11 protein-coding genes are annotated in these 18,157 nt (G+C 60.4%); 1 reads left to right on the forward strand and 10 read right to left on the reverse strand.

Annotated features, from left to right (window positions below):
• Window positions 1–45: 45 nt before the first annotated feature.
• The 3 genes from ACOZK9_RS19230 to ACOZK9_RS19240 all read right to left on the reverse strand — a co-directional run bounded on the left by ACOZK9_RS19230 (window position 46) and on the right by ACOZK9_RS19240 (window position 6,604).
• Window positions 46–3,336, reverse strand: a complete 3,291-nt coding sequence (locus ACOZK9_RS19230) for a transglutaminase family protein (RefSeq protein WP_421556355.1) — start codon at window positions 3,334–3,336, stop codon at window positions 46–48.
• Window positions 3,337–3,523: 187 nt separating this feature from the next.
• Window positions 3,524–3,973 (reverse strand): hypothetical protein, encoded by a 450-nt coding sequence (locus tag ACOZK9_RS19235; protein WP_421556356.1) that lies wholly within the window; start codon window positions 3,971–3,973, stop codon window positions 3,524–3,526.
• A 327-nt stretch (window positions 3,974–4,300) separates the two neighbouring features.
• Window positions 4,301–6,604: a YgiQ family radical SAM protein gene (locus ACOZK9_RS19240; RefSeq protein ID WP_421556357.1), complete on the reverse strand. Its 2,304-nt coding sequence runs from the start codon at window positions 6,602–6,604 to the stop codon at window positions 4,301–4,303.
• 217 nt (window positions 6,605–6,821) lie between these two features.
• Between ACOZK9_RS19240 and ACOZK9_RS19245 the strand changes: the two genes are divergently transcribed.
• Window positions 6,822–10,820, forward strand: a complete 3,999-nt coding sequence (locus ACOZK9_RS19245; RefSeq protein WP_421556358.1) for a dermonecrotic toxin domain-containing protein — start codon at window positions 6,822–6,824, stop codon at window positions 10,818–10,820.
• Between the two features lie 3 nt (window positions 10,821–10,823).
• Here ACOZK9_RS19245 and dnaB read toward each other — a convergent pair whose 3' ends face one another.
• The 7 genes from dnaB to rnr form a co-directional block, all read right to left on the reverse strand.
• Entirely contained in the window at window positions 10,824–12,218 is a 1,395-nt protein-coding gene (gene dnaB, locus ACOZK9_RS19250) for a replicative DNA helicase (protein WP_058411329.1), read from the reverse strand.
• A gap of 110 nt (window positions 12,219–12,328) precedes the next feature.
• Window positions 12,329–12,775 (reverse strand): 50S ribosomal protein L9, encoded by a 447-nt coding sequence (rplI, locus tag ACOZK9_RS19255; RefSeq protein WP_010563337.1) that lies wholly within the window; start codon window positions 12,773–12,775, stop codon window positions 12,329–12,331.
• Window positions 12,776–12,793: 18 nt separating this feature from the next.
• Window positions 12,794–13,687 carry a YybS family protein gene (locus ACOZK9_RS19260; protein WP_058411330.1) on the reverse strand — a complete coding sequence of 298 codons (894 nt, stop codon included), beginning with the start codon at window positions 13,685–13,687 and terminating at the stop codon, window positions 12,794–12,796.
• A 36-nt stretch (window positions 13,688–13,723) separates the two neighbouring features.
• On the reverse strand, window positions 13,724–13,954 hold the full coding sequence (gene rpsR, locus ACOZK9_RS19265; RefSeq protein ID WP_002551829.1) for a 30S ribosomal protein S18: 231 nt from the start codon (window positions 13,952–13,954) through the stop codon (window positions 13,724–13,726).
• 28 nt (window positions 13,955–13,982) lie between these two features.
• A complete protein-coding gene (rpsF, locus tag ACOZK9_RS19270) occupies window positions 13,983–14,405 on the reverse strand; it encodes a 30S ribosomal protein S6 (RefSeq protein ID WP_003217491.1) in 423 nt (140 codons plus the stop codon).
• A gap of 240 nt (window positions 14,406–14,645) precedes the next feature.
• Window positions 14,646–15,410: a 23S rRNA (guanosine(2251)-2'-O)-methyltransferase RlmB gene (rlmB, locus tag ACOZK9_RS19275; protein ID WP_058411331.1), complete on the reverse strand. Its 765-nt coding sequence runs from the start codon at window positions 15,408–15,410 to the stop codon at window positions 14,646–14,648.
• The gene (gene rnr, locus ACOZK9_RS19280; RefSeq protein WP_058411332.1) at window positions 15,407–18,043 is read right to left on the reverse strand and encodes a ribonuclease R; all 2,637 of its coding nucleotides are present in this window, start codon (window positions 18,041–18,043) and stop codon (window positions 15,407–15,409) included. The genes rlmB and rnr overlap by 4 nt, the downstream gene beginning before the upstream one ends.
• Window positions 18,044–18,157 lie beyond the last annotated feature (114 nt).

Below are 18,157 nucleotides of genomic sequence, written 5' to 3' on the forward strand. Positions count from 1 at the left end.
CTAGTGTGGGAGAAGGCTTGCCTACTCCCACATTTTGGATTGTGTTTAGTCATTTTTATTGGGGAAACGCCGCAAATCCAGGGTCATCGGCAATTCATCGTTAATGACCACCGTGGGAACGCTGAGCTTGCCGGGTGTGTGGCCGACACGGAAAAACCGCGCCATGCGCCGACTTTCGGCTTCATTGGCGTTCACCGGCAGGCTGTCGTAATTGCGCCCGCCCGGATGGGCCACGTGGTATTGGCAGCCGCCCAGCGAGCGTTGCATCCAGGTATCAAGCACATCGAACACCAACGGCGCGTGCACCTCGATCGTCGGCTGCAGGCAATTCGCCGGTTGCCAGGCGCGGTAACGCACGCCGGCGACAAACTCGCCCACCCGGCCGGTGGCGTGCAGCGGCACCGGGATGCCGTTGCAGGTCAGCAGATAACGCTGCGGCGGCAGCCCGCTGAGTTTCACCTGCAAGCGCTCCAGCGACGAATCCACATAGCGCACCGTGCCGCCCACCGCGCCCTCCTCGCCCAGTACGTGCCAAGGCTCCAGCGCTTGGCGCAGCTCCAGTTCGATACCGCTGACCGCGTAATCGCCGACTTTGGGGAAGCGGAACTCCAAGTGCGCGGCAAACCATTCGGCGCGCAGCGGGTAGCCGGCGGCGTTGAGTTCGGCGATCACATCGGCAAAATCCTGCTCGATAAAGTGCGGCAACAAAAAGCGGTCGTGCAGCTCGGTGCCCCAGCGCGCCAGTTTCGGCGGCGCGTACGGCTCCCGCCAAAAGCGTGCGACCAAGGCGCGCAGCAGCAATTGCTGGGTCAGGCTCATGCGCGCATGCGGCGGCATTTCAAACGCGCGCAGTTCCAGCAGGCCCAAGCGACCGGTCGCACCGTCGGGCGAGTAGAGCTTGTCGACGCAGAATTCGGCGCGGTGTGTGTTGCCCGTCACGTCGATCAGCAAGTTGCGCAACAAGCGGTCCACCAACCACGGCGGGCACTCTTCGCCCGGCGCGGGCATTTGCGCGAAGGCAATCTCCAGCTCATACAGCGCGTCGTTACGCGCTTCGTCCACGCGCGGCGCCTGCGAAGTGGGGCCGATAAACAGCCCGGAAAACAGGTACGAGAGTGACGGGTGGTTATGCCAATAGCTGATCAAACTGCGCAGCAGGTCGGGCCGCCGCAAGAACGGTGAGTCCTTGGGTGTGGCGCCGCCCAGCACAAAATGGTTACCGCCGCCGGTGCCGGTGTGGCGGCCGTCAATCATGAATTTTTCAGTGGTCAGGCGGGTTTGCCGCGCTTCTTCGTAGAGGAATTCGGTGCGTTCCACCAACTCGTCCCACGTGGCGGACGGCTGCACGTTAACCTCGATCACACCGGGGTCTGGCGTCACCCGAAAATTGCTCAGGCGCGTGTCGGCTGGCGGCTCGTAGCCTTCCAGCAGCAACGGGCAGTGCAGTTCTTCGGCGGTCGCTTCGATGGCGGCGACCAGTTCGAGGTAGTCCTCGACGCGTTCCAGCGGCGGCATAAACACGTACAGCCGCCCTTCGCGAGCTTCGGCGCACAACGCGGTGCGCGTCAGCCAGTCAGCGGACTCGTCCAGCGTTGGCGTGCGCTCATCGCTCGGCGCGGGTTCGCCATGGCTTTGCAGTTGCGCGGTGCCCGGCAGTGACGGCTGGTCCTGGTTCGGGTCGGTGGGGTGCACAAACGGGTACTCCGCCGCCGTCACCCACGGCTGCGAGGCCAACGGCAGGCGATAGCCCAGCGGCGAGTCGCCCGGCACCAAGCGGCAGTGGTTATCGCGCAAGTACCAGCGGCCACTCTGCCAGCGGTCATTGGCGGCGGTGCGCGCCAGCGGCAGCACTTGGCCGATGACTTTATCCAGGCCTTGGCCGAACACTTTGCGCAGGCGTTCGCGCTCCAGCTCATCGCTCAAGCGCGGGTCTTGGGCGCTGACGTTCAGTGGCAGTGCGCCTTCGCGCCACAGGTAGTAAAAGTTGTCTTCGAAGGCCGGAAATACCAAGCGCGCCGGCAGCTTCAAGCGCTCGGCAACGCTGGCCAAAAAGCGCCCAGCCAACTCGCCGTCGGCGCCGTAATCCTGTTGTTCATCAGCGATCAGCGCGCTGTTGTGCCAGATCGGCACGCCGTCGCGGCGCCAGTAGCAGTTCAGCGACCAGCGCGGCAGTTGCTCGCCGGGGTACCACTTGCCCTGGCCGAAGTGCACCAGGCCTTGGGGCGCGTAGTGCTGGCGCATGCGCTGGAACAGCTCGGCGGACAGGCGCCGTTTGTCTGGCCCCAGCGCGGCGGTATTCCATTCGGCACCGTCGGGGTCATCAATCGAAACGAAGGTCGGCTCGCCGCCCATGGTCAGGCGCACGTCATCGTTGAGCAGGTCGCCGTCAATCTGCCGACCCAAGGCCTGAATCGCCAGCCACTGGTCTTCGGTGTAGGGCTTGGTCACCCGTGGCGCTTCCCAAATGCGCTCAACCGACATTTCGTGGGTAAATTGGCACCCGCACGGCTCCACCAGCCCACTGATCGGGGCGGCAGACGAGGGATCGGGGCTACACGCCAACGGGATATGCCCTTCACCGGCGAACAGACCGGACGTGGCGTCCAGGCCGATCCAACCCGCGCCGGGCAAATACACCTCGCACCAGGCGTGCAGGTCGGTGAAATCCACCTCGGTGCCGGACGGGCCGTCGAGGGCTTTGACGTCGGCGGTCAACTGGATCAGGTAGCCGGACACAAAACGCGCCGCCAACCCCAGGTTGCGCAGCAGTTGCACCAACAACCACGCCGAATCACGGCAGGAGCCCGAGGCGTTTTCCAGGGTGAATTCCGGGGTTTGCACGCCCGGTTCCATGCGGATCAGGTAACCAATATCAGCCGCCAAGCGCTGGTTGAGGCCCACCAGAAAGTCCACCGCCGGCAACGGCGTGCGATCAATACCGGCCAGATAGGCGGCAAACTTCGGCGTCAGCGGCAGGGTTTCGAGATACGGCGCCAGCTCGCGCTGCTCATCGGCGGCGTAGCTGAACGGGATGTTTTCGGCATAGGGCTCAAGGAAAAAATCGAACGGGTTGAACACCGCCATCTCGGCGACCAGGTCGACCTCAATGCGCAGTTGGTCGGTCTTTTCGGGGAACACCAGGCGCGCCAGGTAATTGCCCTGTGGGTCTTGCTGCCAATTGATGAAGTGCTGCTCGGGCAGCACTTTCAGCGCGTAAGACAAAATTCGCGTACGGCTGTGGGCCGCCGGGCGCAAACGCACGATCTGTGGGCCGAGTTCGACAGCGCGGTCGTAGCGGTAATGCGTAACGTGGTGCAACGCGACATGAATCGACACGGCGGCCTCCTGCGAGCCAGGGCATGAAAACAACGCGCGCAAGACTTATGCCAGAGCGGCGGTCATTGTGCTTTAAGGTAAGTCACGCTGCAGTACAGCACCAAAACGGCACCCTGGCTGCGGCAATGGTGCAAGCCTTGCACATATTTGTGGCGCACGTGTGAGGCCGGGTGGTGAATCTACTCAGTCAACCGGCTTTGTGCGCGGCGATTATGGCCTGGCGCAGGTGGCGTACTTCGAGCAGTTTGCGGCGCATTTCGCGGTGGCGTTTGCTGTTGAGCAGTAGCAGCGCCAGCAGCGGAAACAGCAAGGTCACGGCATACACCAGAGGGCTTGCGCCTTGGGTGACGGTGGGCACTACGCCCATAACACACAGGACCAATAGCGCTACCAACGGCCTCACCCAGTTCGGATACCCGCGCGCGATCATGAAATTGCACTGCACGACGACCAGCGTGAGTGCGAGCCCACCGAAAAACGAATACTTGGCGCTGTCAGCCAACGGGAGGTGTTGAAAGTAACTGTCGAAAAACAGCGGCAGCGCCGTTGCCAGGGTAAACACCGACGAAAGGATCGCCCCGATGAACACCGGGAAATACATCGATAGAAAACTGCGAATGCCGGGCAGCTCATTCATTGGGGGTGATCTTCCTTGAAATGGGGTTGATTGAACTGACGCCGCACGAGCAAGCCTCAGGTGGGCGAACCACAGTGTAAAAGGCCCCGATCTCAAGCACGATGCAGTCAACTGTGGGAGCGGGCTTGCTCGCGATTGCGGTGTGTCAGTTGAAAAATACTTATCTGACACAGTGCAATCGCGAGCAAGCCCGCTCCCACAGAAAGCAAGCCTGCTATGTACTCCAGACCCGCCGCGCGACAGCGCCTCCCACAGGTTGTGGCAAAGGCAATGCCTGGAAAGCCAAACGCCAGCACGAGGCTGGCGTTTGGCATGTTCAGGCGACGATCAACGCGGCACCACAGGCTTGCGAGCTGGCTTCTTGCCTTTGCCCTTGGCCGCGTCGGTGCGTTCCTTGGCGGCCTGCTTGTTGCGCACCATTGCGGCGGCCTTGGCTTGCTCGCGTTTGTCCCACGGGTTGCTGCCGTCGCTGCCGCGCGGTGGCAAACCGGTGTGCTGGGTGAGGATTTTGGTGGTGGTTTCCTTGGCGACCTTGTGGCTGCCGGCCGGCGTCGAATTTTTGCGACGCGCGCTCTGGTAGCTGTCGGTGGCTGGCTGGTGCAGCGGAATCAACTGCTCCTTGCCCGACCCGATCAGGTCGGCGCGGCCCATGCGGGTCAATGCTTCGCGCAGCATCGGCCAGCCTTTCGGGTCGTGGTAGCGCAGGAACGCCTTGTGCAAACGGCGCTGCTCTTCGCTCTTGACGATGGTGACCGCGTCGCTCTTGTAGGTGACCTTGCGCAGCGGGTTCTTGCCCGAGTGGTACATCGCGGTGGCGGTGGCCATCGGCGACGGATAGAACGCCTGCACCTGGTCGGCGCGGAAGCCGTTGCCCTTGAGCCACAGGGCCAGGTTCATCATGTCTTCATCGGTGGTGCCCGGGTGGGCGGCGATGAAGTACGGGATCAGGTACTGCTCTTTACCCGCTTCCTTGGTGTACTTCTCGAACATGCGCTTGAACTTGTCATAGCTGCCAATGCCCGGCTTCATCATCTGGTTGAGCGGACCTTCCTCGGTGTGTTCCGGGGCGATCTTGAGGTAACCACCAACGTGGTGGGTGACCAACTCTTTGACGTATTCCGGCGACTCAACGGCCAAGTCGTAGCGCAGGCCGGAAGCGATCAGAATTTTTTTCACGCCCGGCAATGCACGGGCACTGCGGTACAACTGAATCAACGACGAGTGGTCGGTGTTCAGGTTCGGGCAGATGCCGGGGAACACGCACGACGGCTTGCGGCACGCGGATTCGATTTCCGGGCTCTTGCACGCGATGCGGTACATGTTCGCAGTCGGGCCGCCGAGGTCGGAGATCACGCCGGTAAAGCCTGGCACCTTGTCGCGGATCTCTTCGATTTCGCGAATGATCGACTCTTCGGAACGGTTCTGGATGATGCGGCCTTCGTGCTCGGTGATCGAGCAGAAGGTGCAGCCGCCGAAGCAGCCACGCATGATGTTCACCGAGAAGCGAATCATGTCGTAGGCCGGAATCTTTTCCTTGCCGTACACCGGGTGTGGAACACGTGCGTAAGGCATGCCAAACACGTAGTCCATTTCTTCGGTGGTCATCGGGATGGGCGGCGGGTTGAACCACACGTCCACTTCACCATGCTTTTGCACCAGGGCGCGGGCGTTGCCTGGGTTGGTTTCCAGGTGCAACACGCGGTTGGCGTGGGCATACAGCACCGCATCGCCACGCACTTTTTCTACCGACGGCAGGCGAATCACGGTCTTGTCGCGGGTCATGCGCGGGCTGGCCAGGATCTGTACGACCTTGGCTTCTTCCGGGTCATCAACCGGCCCTTTTTCCTGCTCGATCGCGCAGGCCTGGGTGTCTTGCGTATTCACGTACGGGTTGATGATCTTGTCGACCTTGCCCGGGCGGTCGATACGCGTGGAGTCGACTTCGTACCAGCCGGCTGGCGTGTCACGGCGAATAAACGCGGTGCCGCGCACGTCGGTGATGTCTTCGATCTTGTGGCCCCACGACAAACGCTGGGCGACTTCGACGATGGCCCGCTCGGCGTTGCCGTACAGCAGAATATCGGCGGTGGCATCGATCAGGATCGAGTTGCGTACACGGTCCTGCCAGTAGTCGTAGTGGGCGATCCGGCGCAGCGAGGCTTCAATGCCACCGAGCACGATCGGCACGTTCTTGTAGGCTTCCTTGCAACGCTGGCTGTACACCAGGCTCGCGCGGTCCGGGCGTTTGCCGGCCATGCCGCCAGGGGTGTAGGCGTCGTCGGAACGGATTTTTTTGTCGGCGGTGTAGCGGTTGATCATCGAGTCCATGTTGCCGGCCGCGACGCCAAAGAACAGGTTCGGCTCGCCGAGCTTCATGAAGTCGTCTTTGGACTGCCAGTTCGGCTGGGCAATGATCCCGACGCGAAAGCCCTGCGACTCGAGCAGCCGGCCGATAATTGCCATGCCGAACGAGGGGTGATCCACGTACGCATCACCGGTGACGATGATGATGTCGCAGGAATCCCAGCCAAGCTGATCCATCTCCTCCCTGCTCATCGGCAGGAATGGCGCAGGACCGAAACATTCGGCCCAGTACTTGGGATAGTCAAATAACGGCTTGGCTGTTTGCATGACGGTGACCGGTGTTGAGATGAAAAATCGCGGGCGCGGAATATAGCACAAATTTTGACCAATTCCGACGGCAATGGTCGGCTTTAACGCCGAGCGCTCGACAGGGGGTTCTGCCATCCCTGTCGCTGCTGCCGCGCGGGGCTATTGCGCTAATACTTTACCGAAAACAGCCTGCGTAGGCTGGGGCGATTAACCCTGACACCGCATGGCCCGATCAATGACCACATACACACCTGAACCGACCGACTGCGCGCCGCCAGCTTCGCCGCTGGTGGCCCACCAAGCCTTTATCAACGACCAGTTGCCGGTCTGGCTGAGCCAGGCCCCCGCGCCATTGCGCGCGGATTTTCGCAGCAGCCTGATCAGCAGCAATCAATCCAGGCACGACCTCAAGGCGCTGCTCGACGAACTGCAAAGCCCCGAGACGTTTGCGCGCCCGTTGCTGCGCGCGACACTTAAAGCGTGGTTCTTTGGCTTTATCGAGGATGAAAACGCGATTTTGTCGCGCGAATGGAAAAATTCTCACTTGCTGGGCCTGATCAAGAGCCACGCCAGAACCACCCGCCAGACGCTACTGGAAGCCGCCCTGCAGAACTTCGAAGCGTCGGAAGCAGAGGTCGACGGCATGGAAACCGGCACGGCCATTATCAATGTCACCACAGCAGGCGAGGTGCCATGCACCATCCTTGCGACCTCATTCGCCCGCACCTGTCGTGCGCTGGACCTCGGCAGCCACTACCTGAAACACATCGGTAACGTACTCGAACCCGCAAAGGCTAACGCCAACGGGCGTACTGCCGCGCACGTGCTTGGAATGTTCAGGGCGCAGGCGCAGCATGCCTTTGGCGTCGCGCTGCACAGTGCCTGTATGCGTCAGCAACTGACGCCCCGGCAACATTTGCAGTTGCACAGCCTGCAGCGCTCGGGCGCCCACCTTGAAATAACCTGCAGCCACCTGACGCTGAATAACGTGGTGCTGCCCAACGTACTGGTGATTAACGCAGCCAGCATCGGCCTCCCGCTGATGCTCTACACACCCGAGGACCCAAGCAGCCCATTTCGTCAGCACGCCAGCATGGACGAGCTCCAGCAAAAGCTCGCAGAGCGCCTGCTAACGGCCGATTACCAGGCCTTCTTCAAGCACCTTGTGCCGCTGCAACATCAAGGCAACCTGCTAAGCGCGACCCCGGCTGTGGTAGGCGCGCCCGAGCTGATAACCAACCGTAAAACCTACCCCGCCAGGCTGGGCGCAGAGGTCAGCCTGACCGCGATTAAGGCAGACCTGTTCCAGGCGATTGCGTGCCAGCGAATTGCTCAAATCAAGCGTGACGCGCGCAGCGTGGCCGTGCCCACAGCGGAGGCGGACCTGATGAGCCGGCAGAAACGCCTGCAGGCGTATCTCGACCTGGGCAAGTCAGCGCTGTTTTTCGCCGCTTCATTTATTCCGATAGTCGGCGAGGTGCTATTGGTGGTCACCGCGGCTCAGGTGCTCAACACCGTGTATGAAGGTTTGGCGGCATGGAGTCGCGGCGACAGCGATGAAGCACTCAATGACTTGCTCGACGTGTTGGACACCGCCGCTCAGGCAGTGGCCACTGCCGGCGCCATCCGCACAGTCGGCTTCGGCGCCAGGCTGGTGAAAGTTCGGGTGCGCGGCAAAGGCTGGCGTTTATGGAACCCCGACCTTGCGCCTTACCGCCATCCCGCCCCATTACCCAGCCACTGGGTGGCCGACAGCCAGGGCTTGTACAAGCAGGGGCAACAGCATTACTTGAAGCTCGATGATCACCCGCATGCAGTGCAACGCGCCCCCGATGGCACGCAATGGGAGCTGTCACACCCAAGCGTGCAAGACGCTTATTGCCCGCCACTCCTGAGTAATGGCGTCGGCAGTTGGCGCCAAACACATGAAGCACCTGGGGACTGGGACGCGCTTAAACTGATCAAGCGTCTGGGGCCGGACGCGGCCACTGTCACCCAAACGAAGGTGGAACCGATCTTGCTGCTCGGTGGCGTCGACCGGGCCGGCCTGCGCGAAGTCCACCAGCATAGGCTGCGCCCTCCGCCGTTGTTGCGTGACACGCTCAAGCACTTCAACCTGGAGCAAGAAATCAATGACTTCAACCTGGAGCGCGCCGAAGGCACTTCGGTAACCGCCCACTCGCCGCTGATCCAGTTCCACCTGCTCACCTCGCTCCCCGAATGGCCCGCCAACCATGTATTGAAGATTATCGGCGAGCAACGAAACGTGGTGATGAGCTACGGTACGGGCACCGTTGAAATCAGGATCAGTGAAGCGCGATTCAGAAAGGGTGAGCTGTTGCACGCCCTCGAAGAACGGATACCTCAGGCTGAATTCAACAAACTGCTGCTCGACTGGTATCCCGACTACTTCACCAAAGTCGAAAATGTCGCCATGCGTTTGGAAAACCAGGCGCAACAACAAAAACAGCGACTGCTTTGCCTGCTCACTGCGCCCGGTGAAAAAGCCATCACGCCCACCGAAATCAGAATTCGCGCGCTTATGCCGCAGCTTTCCAAAAGCCATCTCGAGGAAATGGAAGCCTGCCTGTCCCCAGCCGAGCAGCAAAGCCTGCAGTTGGATAACCGCTTGGCGCCATTGCCGCGCTGGGAGGCCGAGCAATACGCCGCGGCGGCCCGGGAATCGCGTGCCTGGTCGGGGGTTTTCCTCGATTCGATGAGCGATCGGGAAAGCGTACCACTGGCGCTGCACACCATCGAACGACTGCCCGGCTGGCCGAGTTCGCACAAGATCGACGTGTACGATGGGAGCCGTGAAGGCGAGCTTCTCGGCAGCATCGGCCCCGCAGATGCACGTGTTCAACACACGCTGTTGCGTCAGGGCGAGCTGTACACGTGCCTGGATGCCGAAGGGCGAACCTCGGATTCACTCGACGATCTGCCTGGCACCCTGGAGCAAACGCTTTCCGACCCCGAACGCGCTGCACTGCTTGAGCAGTCAGGCGCCGACTCGCTTAAATACGCCATTCAACAAACCAGCTTGTCGCACACGACCAGCCCTCCCGCCGTTCGGGCCAAGGTCTTGACGAGCACACACTCGACCGCGGCCGGGCAACCACTGGACCCGTTGTTAGCCCAAACGAGCACCCCAACCGGACTGACACGGCTTGAAGACGCCATCTATCAAGCGCCTGCGCTGTCTGATGGCAGCTCTCGGCACTACGTAAAGGACAACGGGAAATACTACCAAATCAAACTCGGTGCCTTGGGTTGGCAGTTGATCGACGCACGCAGCCCCTTCAGGCCCTATAGGCCCTACCTGCGTAGAACGGCGGCAGGACGCTGGGAAATCGACCCAACCAAAGGCGCGCTGCCAGGCGGCATGCAATCGTCGCAGGTGCCGCTGCTGGTCCAAATGGAGTCGAGTGATGTGTTTGAGTCGGCACAGTCCTCCAGCGACTATGACTCAGCCGATGAGGGCACGGTGGCCGCGATGTTTACCGCGCAGGAAATCAGGCATATGCGCTCCCAGCGAAGCTATCAATTCAGCCAGAACTATAGACGCATTTTTGATCGCGCCAACAATGGCCGGTATCCGTTGCGCGATCAGCAGGGGCGCCCGATGCGCATCAAGAGCCTGCAGACCCGCAGCAAATCCCTCACCACCAATGAAACCTTCAGCAGTGACCTGGTGAAACCTTACATTCAGTGGGAAGGCTACGAACATGTGGCGCGACTCTATGAGGACAAACTTGAAGTCACCCCATTCAGCCCGGCCCATCAAAAATTCCCCGAGGAGTCAGCGCTGATCGGCCAAGCCACCGTGATCACCAGAAAACCGATAAAAAAAGGTGAAGCGCTCGGTGTTTATGGCGGAGAGTTGATCCCCAACTCCGTAGCAGCTTTTCGAAAGGACCCTTATCTGCTGGACATCCAGCGAATGCCCCCAAGGCCTGGCCACTATCCGCCATCTCTTTCGGGGGACAATGTGCTGTCCAGGATAAACACGATTTTCGAATACGAAGACGGGCAGCCGGTCAGACAAGCCTCAACGGGGTACAACGTTGAAGCTGCGCGGTTTGAGGTAGAAACCCAAGTCGGCGATGAGTCTCGGATACCGCTGGCGCTGTCGGCGTTTTTTGCCAGTGAGGACATTGCCGCCGGCACCGAACTGCGCTGGAACTACCAATACAACGAGGCCACGATCAGCGCGTTGTTTGGTCCACTGCACTGAAACCTATTCGTCGTCAAAGTTATAACTGCCCGGCGCAAGGTTTTCGAAACGGGTGTATTTGCCGATAAACGCCAGGCGCGTCGTACCGATCGGGCCGTTACGCTGCTTGCCGATGATGATCTCGGCGATGCCCTTGTGCTCGGTTTCCGGGTGATACACCTCGTCGCGATACACGAACATGATGACGTCGGCATCCTGCTCGATCGCTCCGGATTCACGCAAGTCGGAGTTGATCGGGCGTTTATTGGGCCGTTGCTCCAGGGAGCGGTTGAGCTGGGACAGCGCCACAACGGGGCAGTTGAATTCCTTGGCGAGCGCCTTCAACGACCGCGAGATCTCGGAAATCTCGTTGGTACGGTTGTCGCCGCCGGAGCCTGGGATCTGCATCAATTGCAGGTAGTCGATCATGATCAGGCCAACATCGCCGTGTTCACGCACCAGGCGACGGGTACGCGCGCGCATTTCCGAAGGGCTGATACCGGCGGTGTCATCGATAAACAGCTTGCGGTCGTTGAGCAGGTTGACGGCCGAGGTCAGGCGCGGCCAATCGTCGTCTTCCAGGCGACCGGCACGCACTTTGGTCTGGTCGATACGCCCGAGCGACGAGAGCATCCGCATGATCAGCGATTCACCTGGCATCTCAAGGGAGTAAACCAGTACGGCTTTTTCGCTGCGCAGTACGGCGTTTTCCACCAGGTTCATGGCGAAGGTGGTTTTACCCATCGACGGACGACCCGCCACAATGATCAAGTCGGAGGGCTGCAGGCCACTGGTCATGCCATCGAGGTCGGTGTAACCGGTCGACAAGCCGGTAATCGCGTTGTCGGTGTTGAACAGCGTATCGATGCGGTCGATGGCCTTGGTCAGCAAGTCGTTGACGCTGACCGGGCCGCCGGTTTTAGGGCGCGCTTCGGCGATTTGAAAGATCTGCCGTTCGGCTTCATCGAGGATTTCTTCGGCCGTACGCCCTTCCGGGTTGAAAGCGCTGTCGGCGATTTCAGTGGCGATGCCGATCAACTGGCGCAACGTCGCCCGCGCACGCACGATCTGCGCATAGGCCTTGATGTTGGCGACCGACGGGGTGTTTTTCGCCAGTTCGCCAAGGTAACCGAGACCACCGACTTGCGAGGTCTGACCTTCCTTGTCCAATTGCTCGGCCAGGGTCACGACGTCAATCGGCGAGTTCAAGTCGGCCAGCTTGGCGATGGCGCGGAAAATCAGGCGGTGGTCATGGCGATAGAAGTCACCGTCCGAGACTTGATCCAGCACGCGTTCCCAGGCGTTGTTGTCCAGCATCAAACCACCGAGCACGGCCTGTTCGGCCTCGATGGAATGCGGCGGCACCTTCAGGGCAGCGGTTTGCAGATCGTATTGCTCAGGAGCTGAAATATCGTTCATGGCCACTTGGAATTAGGGGAGTGTAGAAAAACAAAAGGCACGACCTGTAAACAGGATCGTGCCCGATGTTAACCGCCTGGCACACGAGGTGCCAGTCAGTTAGGTGCGACTTAAGCTGCTACCACTACAACGCGTACGGTGGCTTCAACTTCGGCGTGCAGGTGCACGGCTACGTCGAATTCGCCTACGTTGCGGATGGTGCCGTTCGGCAGACGAACTTCGCTTTTCGCAACTTCAACGCCGGAGGCGGTCAGTGCATCAGCGATGTCGTGGGTGCCGATCGAACCGAACAGCTTGCCTTCGTCACCGGCGGTGGCAGTGATAGTCACTTCCAGCTCAGCCAGTTGGGCAGCGCGAGTTTCGGCCGAAGCTTTTTTGTCTGCTGCTGCTTTTTCCAGCTCGGCACGACGCTCTTCAAACGCAGCCAGGTTGGCAGCGGTTGCAGCGGTTGCTTTGCCGTATGGCAGCAGGTAGTTACGACCGTAGCCGGCCTTAACGTTCACTTTGTCGCCCAGGTTGCCCAGGTTGGCGACTTTTTCCAGAAGGATCAGTTGCATGTGAAAATCCTCTAACTTTTAACCTTCACCGTTCGCGTTATCGGCGTCTTTCGACGCGAGACGACCGCGAAAATCAATCAGGCTGTCGACAATGGCCAAGACCACGAGTAACGGATAGATCAGCTGCATGAACAGCAACAGCGTTACGTACAACCCCACCAGCCAAAACCTGGCCAGGCGCTTTCGCGCAACCAGCCCATGAATCAGGGCCAGCCCGGCAAACACCAGCGGTACACTGCAAATCGGCGCCAGCAAGGCCATCTGTGGGCCGAAGTTCGGCCCGACAACCATGCACGCCAGCAGCAACATCGCCAGCCCCGCGGGAATTCTGATACTGCGAAACTCGCGACCAAAACCACCCGGGTTGTACAACAACGCCTGCCAATAACGCCCAAGAATCAGGCTCAGCACGCTGACGATCTGCAACAACGCCGCTATCAGGCCGGTCAGAACCGGTGCAATCAGTGACGCAAACCGCGCTCGCTCATCTACCGACAATTGCTGGTAGAGATCCCCGAGAGCCTGCGGCAGGATCTTGATGATCTCCTGCGCCAGCGCCTCGATTTGCGGGTGGAAAGCCGCGCCAAGCATCACTGAATACACCAACCCCAATGCCACGCTGACCAGCAGCGTGCGGACCCAGGACTCACTTGCGCGTAAAACCAACGCAAGGCTTGATGACCCCAGCAGTACCAGAAGTACGCGTGGATCACCAAATTGCAGCCACCAGATCAAGGCCGGCAACAATCCCAGGGCAAGAACGCCAAGGGCGTCCTTCAAACCGCGCCGCAGGAGCACAAGGCAACCTGCGGCAGCACCCAACCAATAAAGCAACGGCAATGCCGCACATCCAGCCACTACCAGAGTGGCCTGCACGCGACCGCGCATGATGAACTCAGCTAAGGCGCGCATGCATTCAATCCCTTACTACGTGTCGACTGCCCGGTCTCAGCGGCCGTGGCTGTCGGTGTAGGCCAGCAGGGCCAGGAAGCGGGCGCGCTTGATAGCGGTGGCCAGCTGACGCTGATAACGTGCTTTAGTACCGGTGATACGGCTTGGAACGATTTTGCCGGTCTCGGATACGTAGGCTTTCAGAGTGTTGAGATCTTTGTAATCGATCTCTTTCACGTCTTCAGCGGTGAAGCGGCAGAATTTACGACGACGGAAGAAACGTGCCATTTGATAGGCTCCTTAAAAGGTCCGTGGATTACTCGTCAGCGTTATCGCTGTTGTCGCTGTCATCACTATCAGCGCTTTCGGCGCCTTCGTGCTCAGGACGGTCGCGACGCTCACGGCGCTCACTGCGGTTTTCTTCAGCCTTGAGCATCTCGGATTGGCCGGTAACGGCTTCTTCGCGACGGATGACCAGGTTACGGATCACTGCATCGTTGTAGCGGAAGTTGTCTTCCAGCTCGGCCAAAGCCTTGCCAGTGCATTCAACGTTCAGCATCACGTAGTGAGCCTTGTGAACATTGTTGATTGCGTAGGCCAGTTGACGACGGCCCCAATCTTCCAGACGGTGGATTTTGCCGCCGTCTTCTTCGATCAGCTTGGTGTAACGCTCTACCATGCCGCCGACTTGCTCGCTTTGATCCGGGTGGACCAAAAAGATGATTTCGTAATGACGCATGAATGCTCCTTACGGGTTGTAGCCTGCCGCTCAAAAACGGTCAGACAAGGAGTGAATGACACTTATGGACCTTGCCACAGGGAGGCACGTAAATGCCTGCCGGGGAGGCAAGGGGCGCAATAGTAGAGGAGCAGGGGGGAAGCTGCAAGGGGAAACGCAAGCTACAAGCCGCAAGCTAAAAGCTACAAGTGGTCAACCACCATGCTCTAAACTTGCAGCTTGCTGCTTGAAGCTTGCCGCTTAAACCTTCCGCGTAGCGGCTTTCTTTTTGACGCCGCGCTGGCGCTGGGCTTCAAACAGGCACACGCCGGTGGCAACCGAGACGTTCAGGCTGCTGACGCTGCCGGCCATCGGCAGGTTCACCAGGTAGTCGCAATGCTCGCGGGTCAGGCGACGCATGCCCTTGCCTTCAGCGCCCATGATCAGAATGGTCGGGCCGGTGAGGTCCTGGTCATAGATACTGACCTCCGCCTCGCCCGCCGTACCCACTACCCACAGGCCGCGCTGCTGGAGCTTCTCCAGGGTGCGCGCCAGGTTGGTCACCGCCACCAACGGAATCACTTCCGCCGCGCCGCAGGCAACTTTACGCACGACCGGCGTCAAGGTAGCCGACTTGTCTTTGGGCACGATTACCGCTAATGCGCCGGCAGCATCTGCCGAACGCAGGCAGGCACCGAGGTTGTGCGGGTCGGTCACGCCGTCCAGCACCAGCAACAGCGGCGCGCCTTCAGTACGGTCGAGCAGCTCGTCGAGCATCGCTTCGCCCCACACCTGGCTCGGGCTCACGTCCGCCACCACGCCTTGGTGAACGCCTTCAACCCACACGTCCATTTCACGGCGCTCGGCCTGGCCGATGGCGACTTTATTTTGGTTCGCCAGCTCGACCAGCGCTTGTACGCGCGGCTCGCTGCGGCCTTCGGCCAACCACACTTGCTTGACGCGTTTAGGGTGATGACGCAGCAGGGCTTCTACGGCGTGCACGCCGTAGATTTTTTCCAGACTCATGACTTGGCCTTAGGTTTGCGCGACCCGCCGCTTTTAGCGGGGGCCGAACCCGCTTTTGGCGGGCCTTTACGGTGTTTGCTCGGCTTGCTCGACGGTTTTTCCGCGCCTTGGGACTTTCCCCCAGACGCCGCTTTACCACCACTCTTGGCTTCGCTGAGCAACTGTTGCTTCAACTCGCGGCTTTTGCGCAGCTCGGCGTTTTTCGCCGCCGCATCGCTTGGGCGGTAGGCTTCAGGAGCCTTGTCCTTGGCAGACGAACGACGGCCTGCCTTGGCTGGCGCAGGCTCGGCGGCGGCTGCTTTCGCAGGGGCGCCCTTGCCTTTGCTGGCTGGCGCGGTCGGTTCGCTGCCACGTTTTTTACGGCTACCCGGCGCTTCGGCGGGTTTGTCAGGCATACCGAAATCGATCTTGCGCTCGTCGAGATCGACGCGCATGACCTGCACTTCCACGGTGTCGCCCAAACGGAAGCTGCGACCGGTGCGCTCGCCCGCCAAGCGGTGATGCACAGGGTCGAAGTGGTAGTAGTCGCCCGGCAAGGCGGTGACGTGCACCAGGCCCTCGACGTAGATGTCCGTCAGCTCGACGAACAGGCCAAAGCCGGTCACGGCGGTGATCACACCCGGGAACGACTCGCCTACGCGGTCCTTCATGAACTCGCACTTGAGCCAGTTCACCACGTCACGCGTGGCTTCGTCGGCACGGCGCTCGCTCATCGAGCACTGCTCGCCCAACTGTTCCAGGGCCGCTTCGTCGTACGGATAGATCCGCGCCTTCGGAATGGTCATGGCACCGGCGCGCTTGACGTGCGGGGTGTTCTGTTTGGAGTGGATCACGCTGCGGATCGCCCGGTGCGTGAGCAGGTCGGGGTAACGGCGAATCGGCGACGTGAAGTGGGTGTACGCCTCGTAATTCAGGCCGAAGTGGCCCTGGTTGTCAGCGCTGTACACCGCTTGGCTGAGGGAGCGCAGCATGACGGTCTGGATCACGTGGTAATCCGGGCGGTCCTTGATGCTGGCCAGCAATGCCTGGTAATCCTTCGGCGTCGGGCCGTCCTTGCCTTTGTGCAGGGACAGGCCGAGCTCGCCGAGGAACGCGCGGAGTTTTTCCAGACGCTCCGGCGGCGGGCCGTCGTGCACCCGGTAAAGCGCAGGAATTTCGTGCTTTTTGAGGAATTCAGCGGTGGCCACGTTGGCCGCCAGCATGCATTCCTCGATCAGCTTGTGCGCATCGTTGCGGGTGGTCGGGGTGATGGCGGCGATCTTGCGCTCGGAACCGAAGACAATTCGGGTTTCCTGAGTTTCAAAATCAATCGCGCCACGCACATGACGAGCGCCCAACAACACTTTGTACAAAGCGTAAAGCTGCTTGAGGTGCGGCACGACGCCTGCGTATTCAGTGCGCAGGGCCTTGGCTTCGCTGGTCTTCGGCGTTTCCAGGATGGTGCTGACCTTGTTGTAGGTCAGGCGCGCTTGGGAGTGAATCACCGCTTCGTAGAACTGGTAATCGGTCATTTCGCCGGTTTTCGAGATGGTCATCTCGCACACCATGGCCAAACGGTCGACTTTCGGGTTCAGGGAGCACAGACCGTTGGACAGTTGCTCTGGCAACATCGGGATCACACGCTCAGGGAAGTACACGGAGTTGCCGCGCACCTGAGCTTCGTTGTCCAGCGCCGAGCCGATCTTCACATAGCTGGAAACGTCGGCAATCGCGACGTACAACTTCCAGCCACCGGAGAACAGGCGCAGCTTGCCAGGCCTGGCTTCGCAATAAACCGCATCGTCGAAGTCGCGAGCGTCTTCGCCGTCGATGGTGACGAACGGCAGGTCGCGCAGGTCGATGCGTTTTTCTTTGTCTTTGTCTTCAACTTCCGGCTTGAGCTTGGCGGCTTCTTTCAGCACCGCCTCGGGCCAGACGTGAGGAATATCGTAGGTGCGCAGCGCCACGTCGATTTCCATGCCCGGCGCCATGTAGTTGCCGACCACTTCCACAATATCGCCCTGCGGCTGGAAGCGCGCAGTGGGCCAGTGGGTGATTTTCACCTCGACGAACTGGCCGACCTTGGCGGCGCCATTACGGCCCGGGGTAATCAGCACTTCTTGCTGGACCTTCGGGTTGTCCGGCACCACAAAGCCGATACCGCCTTCTTCGAAGTAACGGCCGACGATGGACTCGTGGGCACGCGACACCACTTCAACGATCACGCCTTCACGGCGACCGCGACGGTCAAGGCCGGAAACACGTGCCAACGCACGGTCGCCATCGAACACCAGGCGCATTTGCGCGGGGCTCATGAACAGGTCGTCGCTGCCGTCGTCCGGGATCAGGAAGCCAAAGCCATCACGGTGGCCGGCAATGCGACCAAGGATCAGGTCGAGCTTGTCCACCGGCGCGTAGGTGCCGCGACGGGTATAGATCAGTTGAGCGTCGCGCTCCATGGCACGCAAACGGCGGCGCAGGGCTTCGAGCTGGTCTTCGGTGGTCAGACCGAATTCTTCAACCAACTGCTCGCGGCTAGCAGGCGAACCTCGATCAGCGAGATGCGCCAGGATCAGTTCGCGGCTAGGAATAGGGTTTTCGTATTTTTCCGCTTCACGAGCGGCCTCGGGATCGAGGGACTGCCAATCGGCCATTAGAGAGTTTTCACCTTGTCTATATGCGGGTTAGTTTGGCATACGCGTATTGAAACGGGAAATTTCAGGTAGGAACAAGCGTTTTAAAGGCTTTTACTACCCCCGGAAAACAGC

It is taken from the genome of Pseudomonas kitaguniensis (assembly GCF_049199985.1).
GTDB lineage: Bacteria > Pseudomonadota > Gammaproteobacteria > Pseudomonadales > Pseudomonadaceae > Aquipseudomonas > Aquipseudomonas kitaguniensis.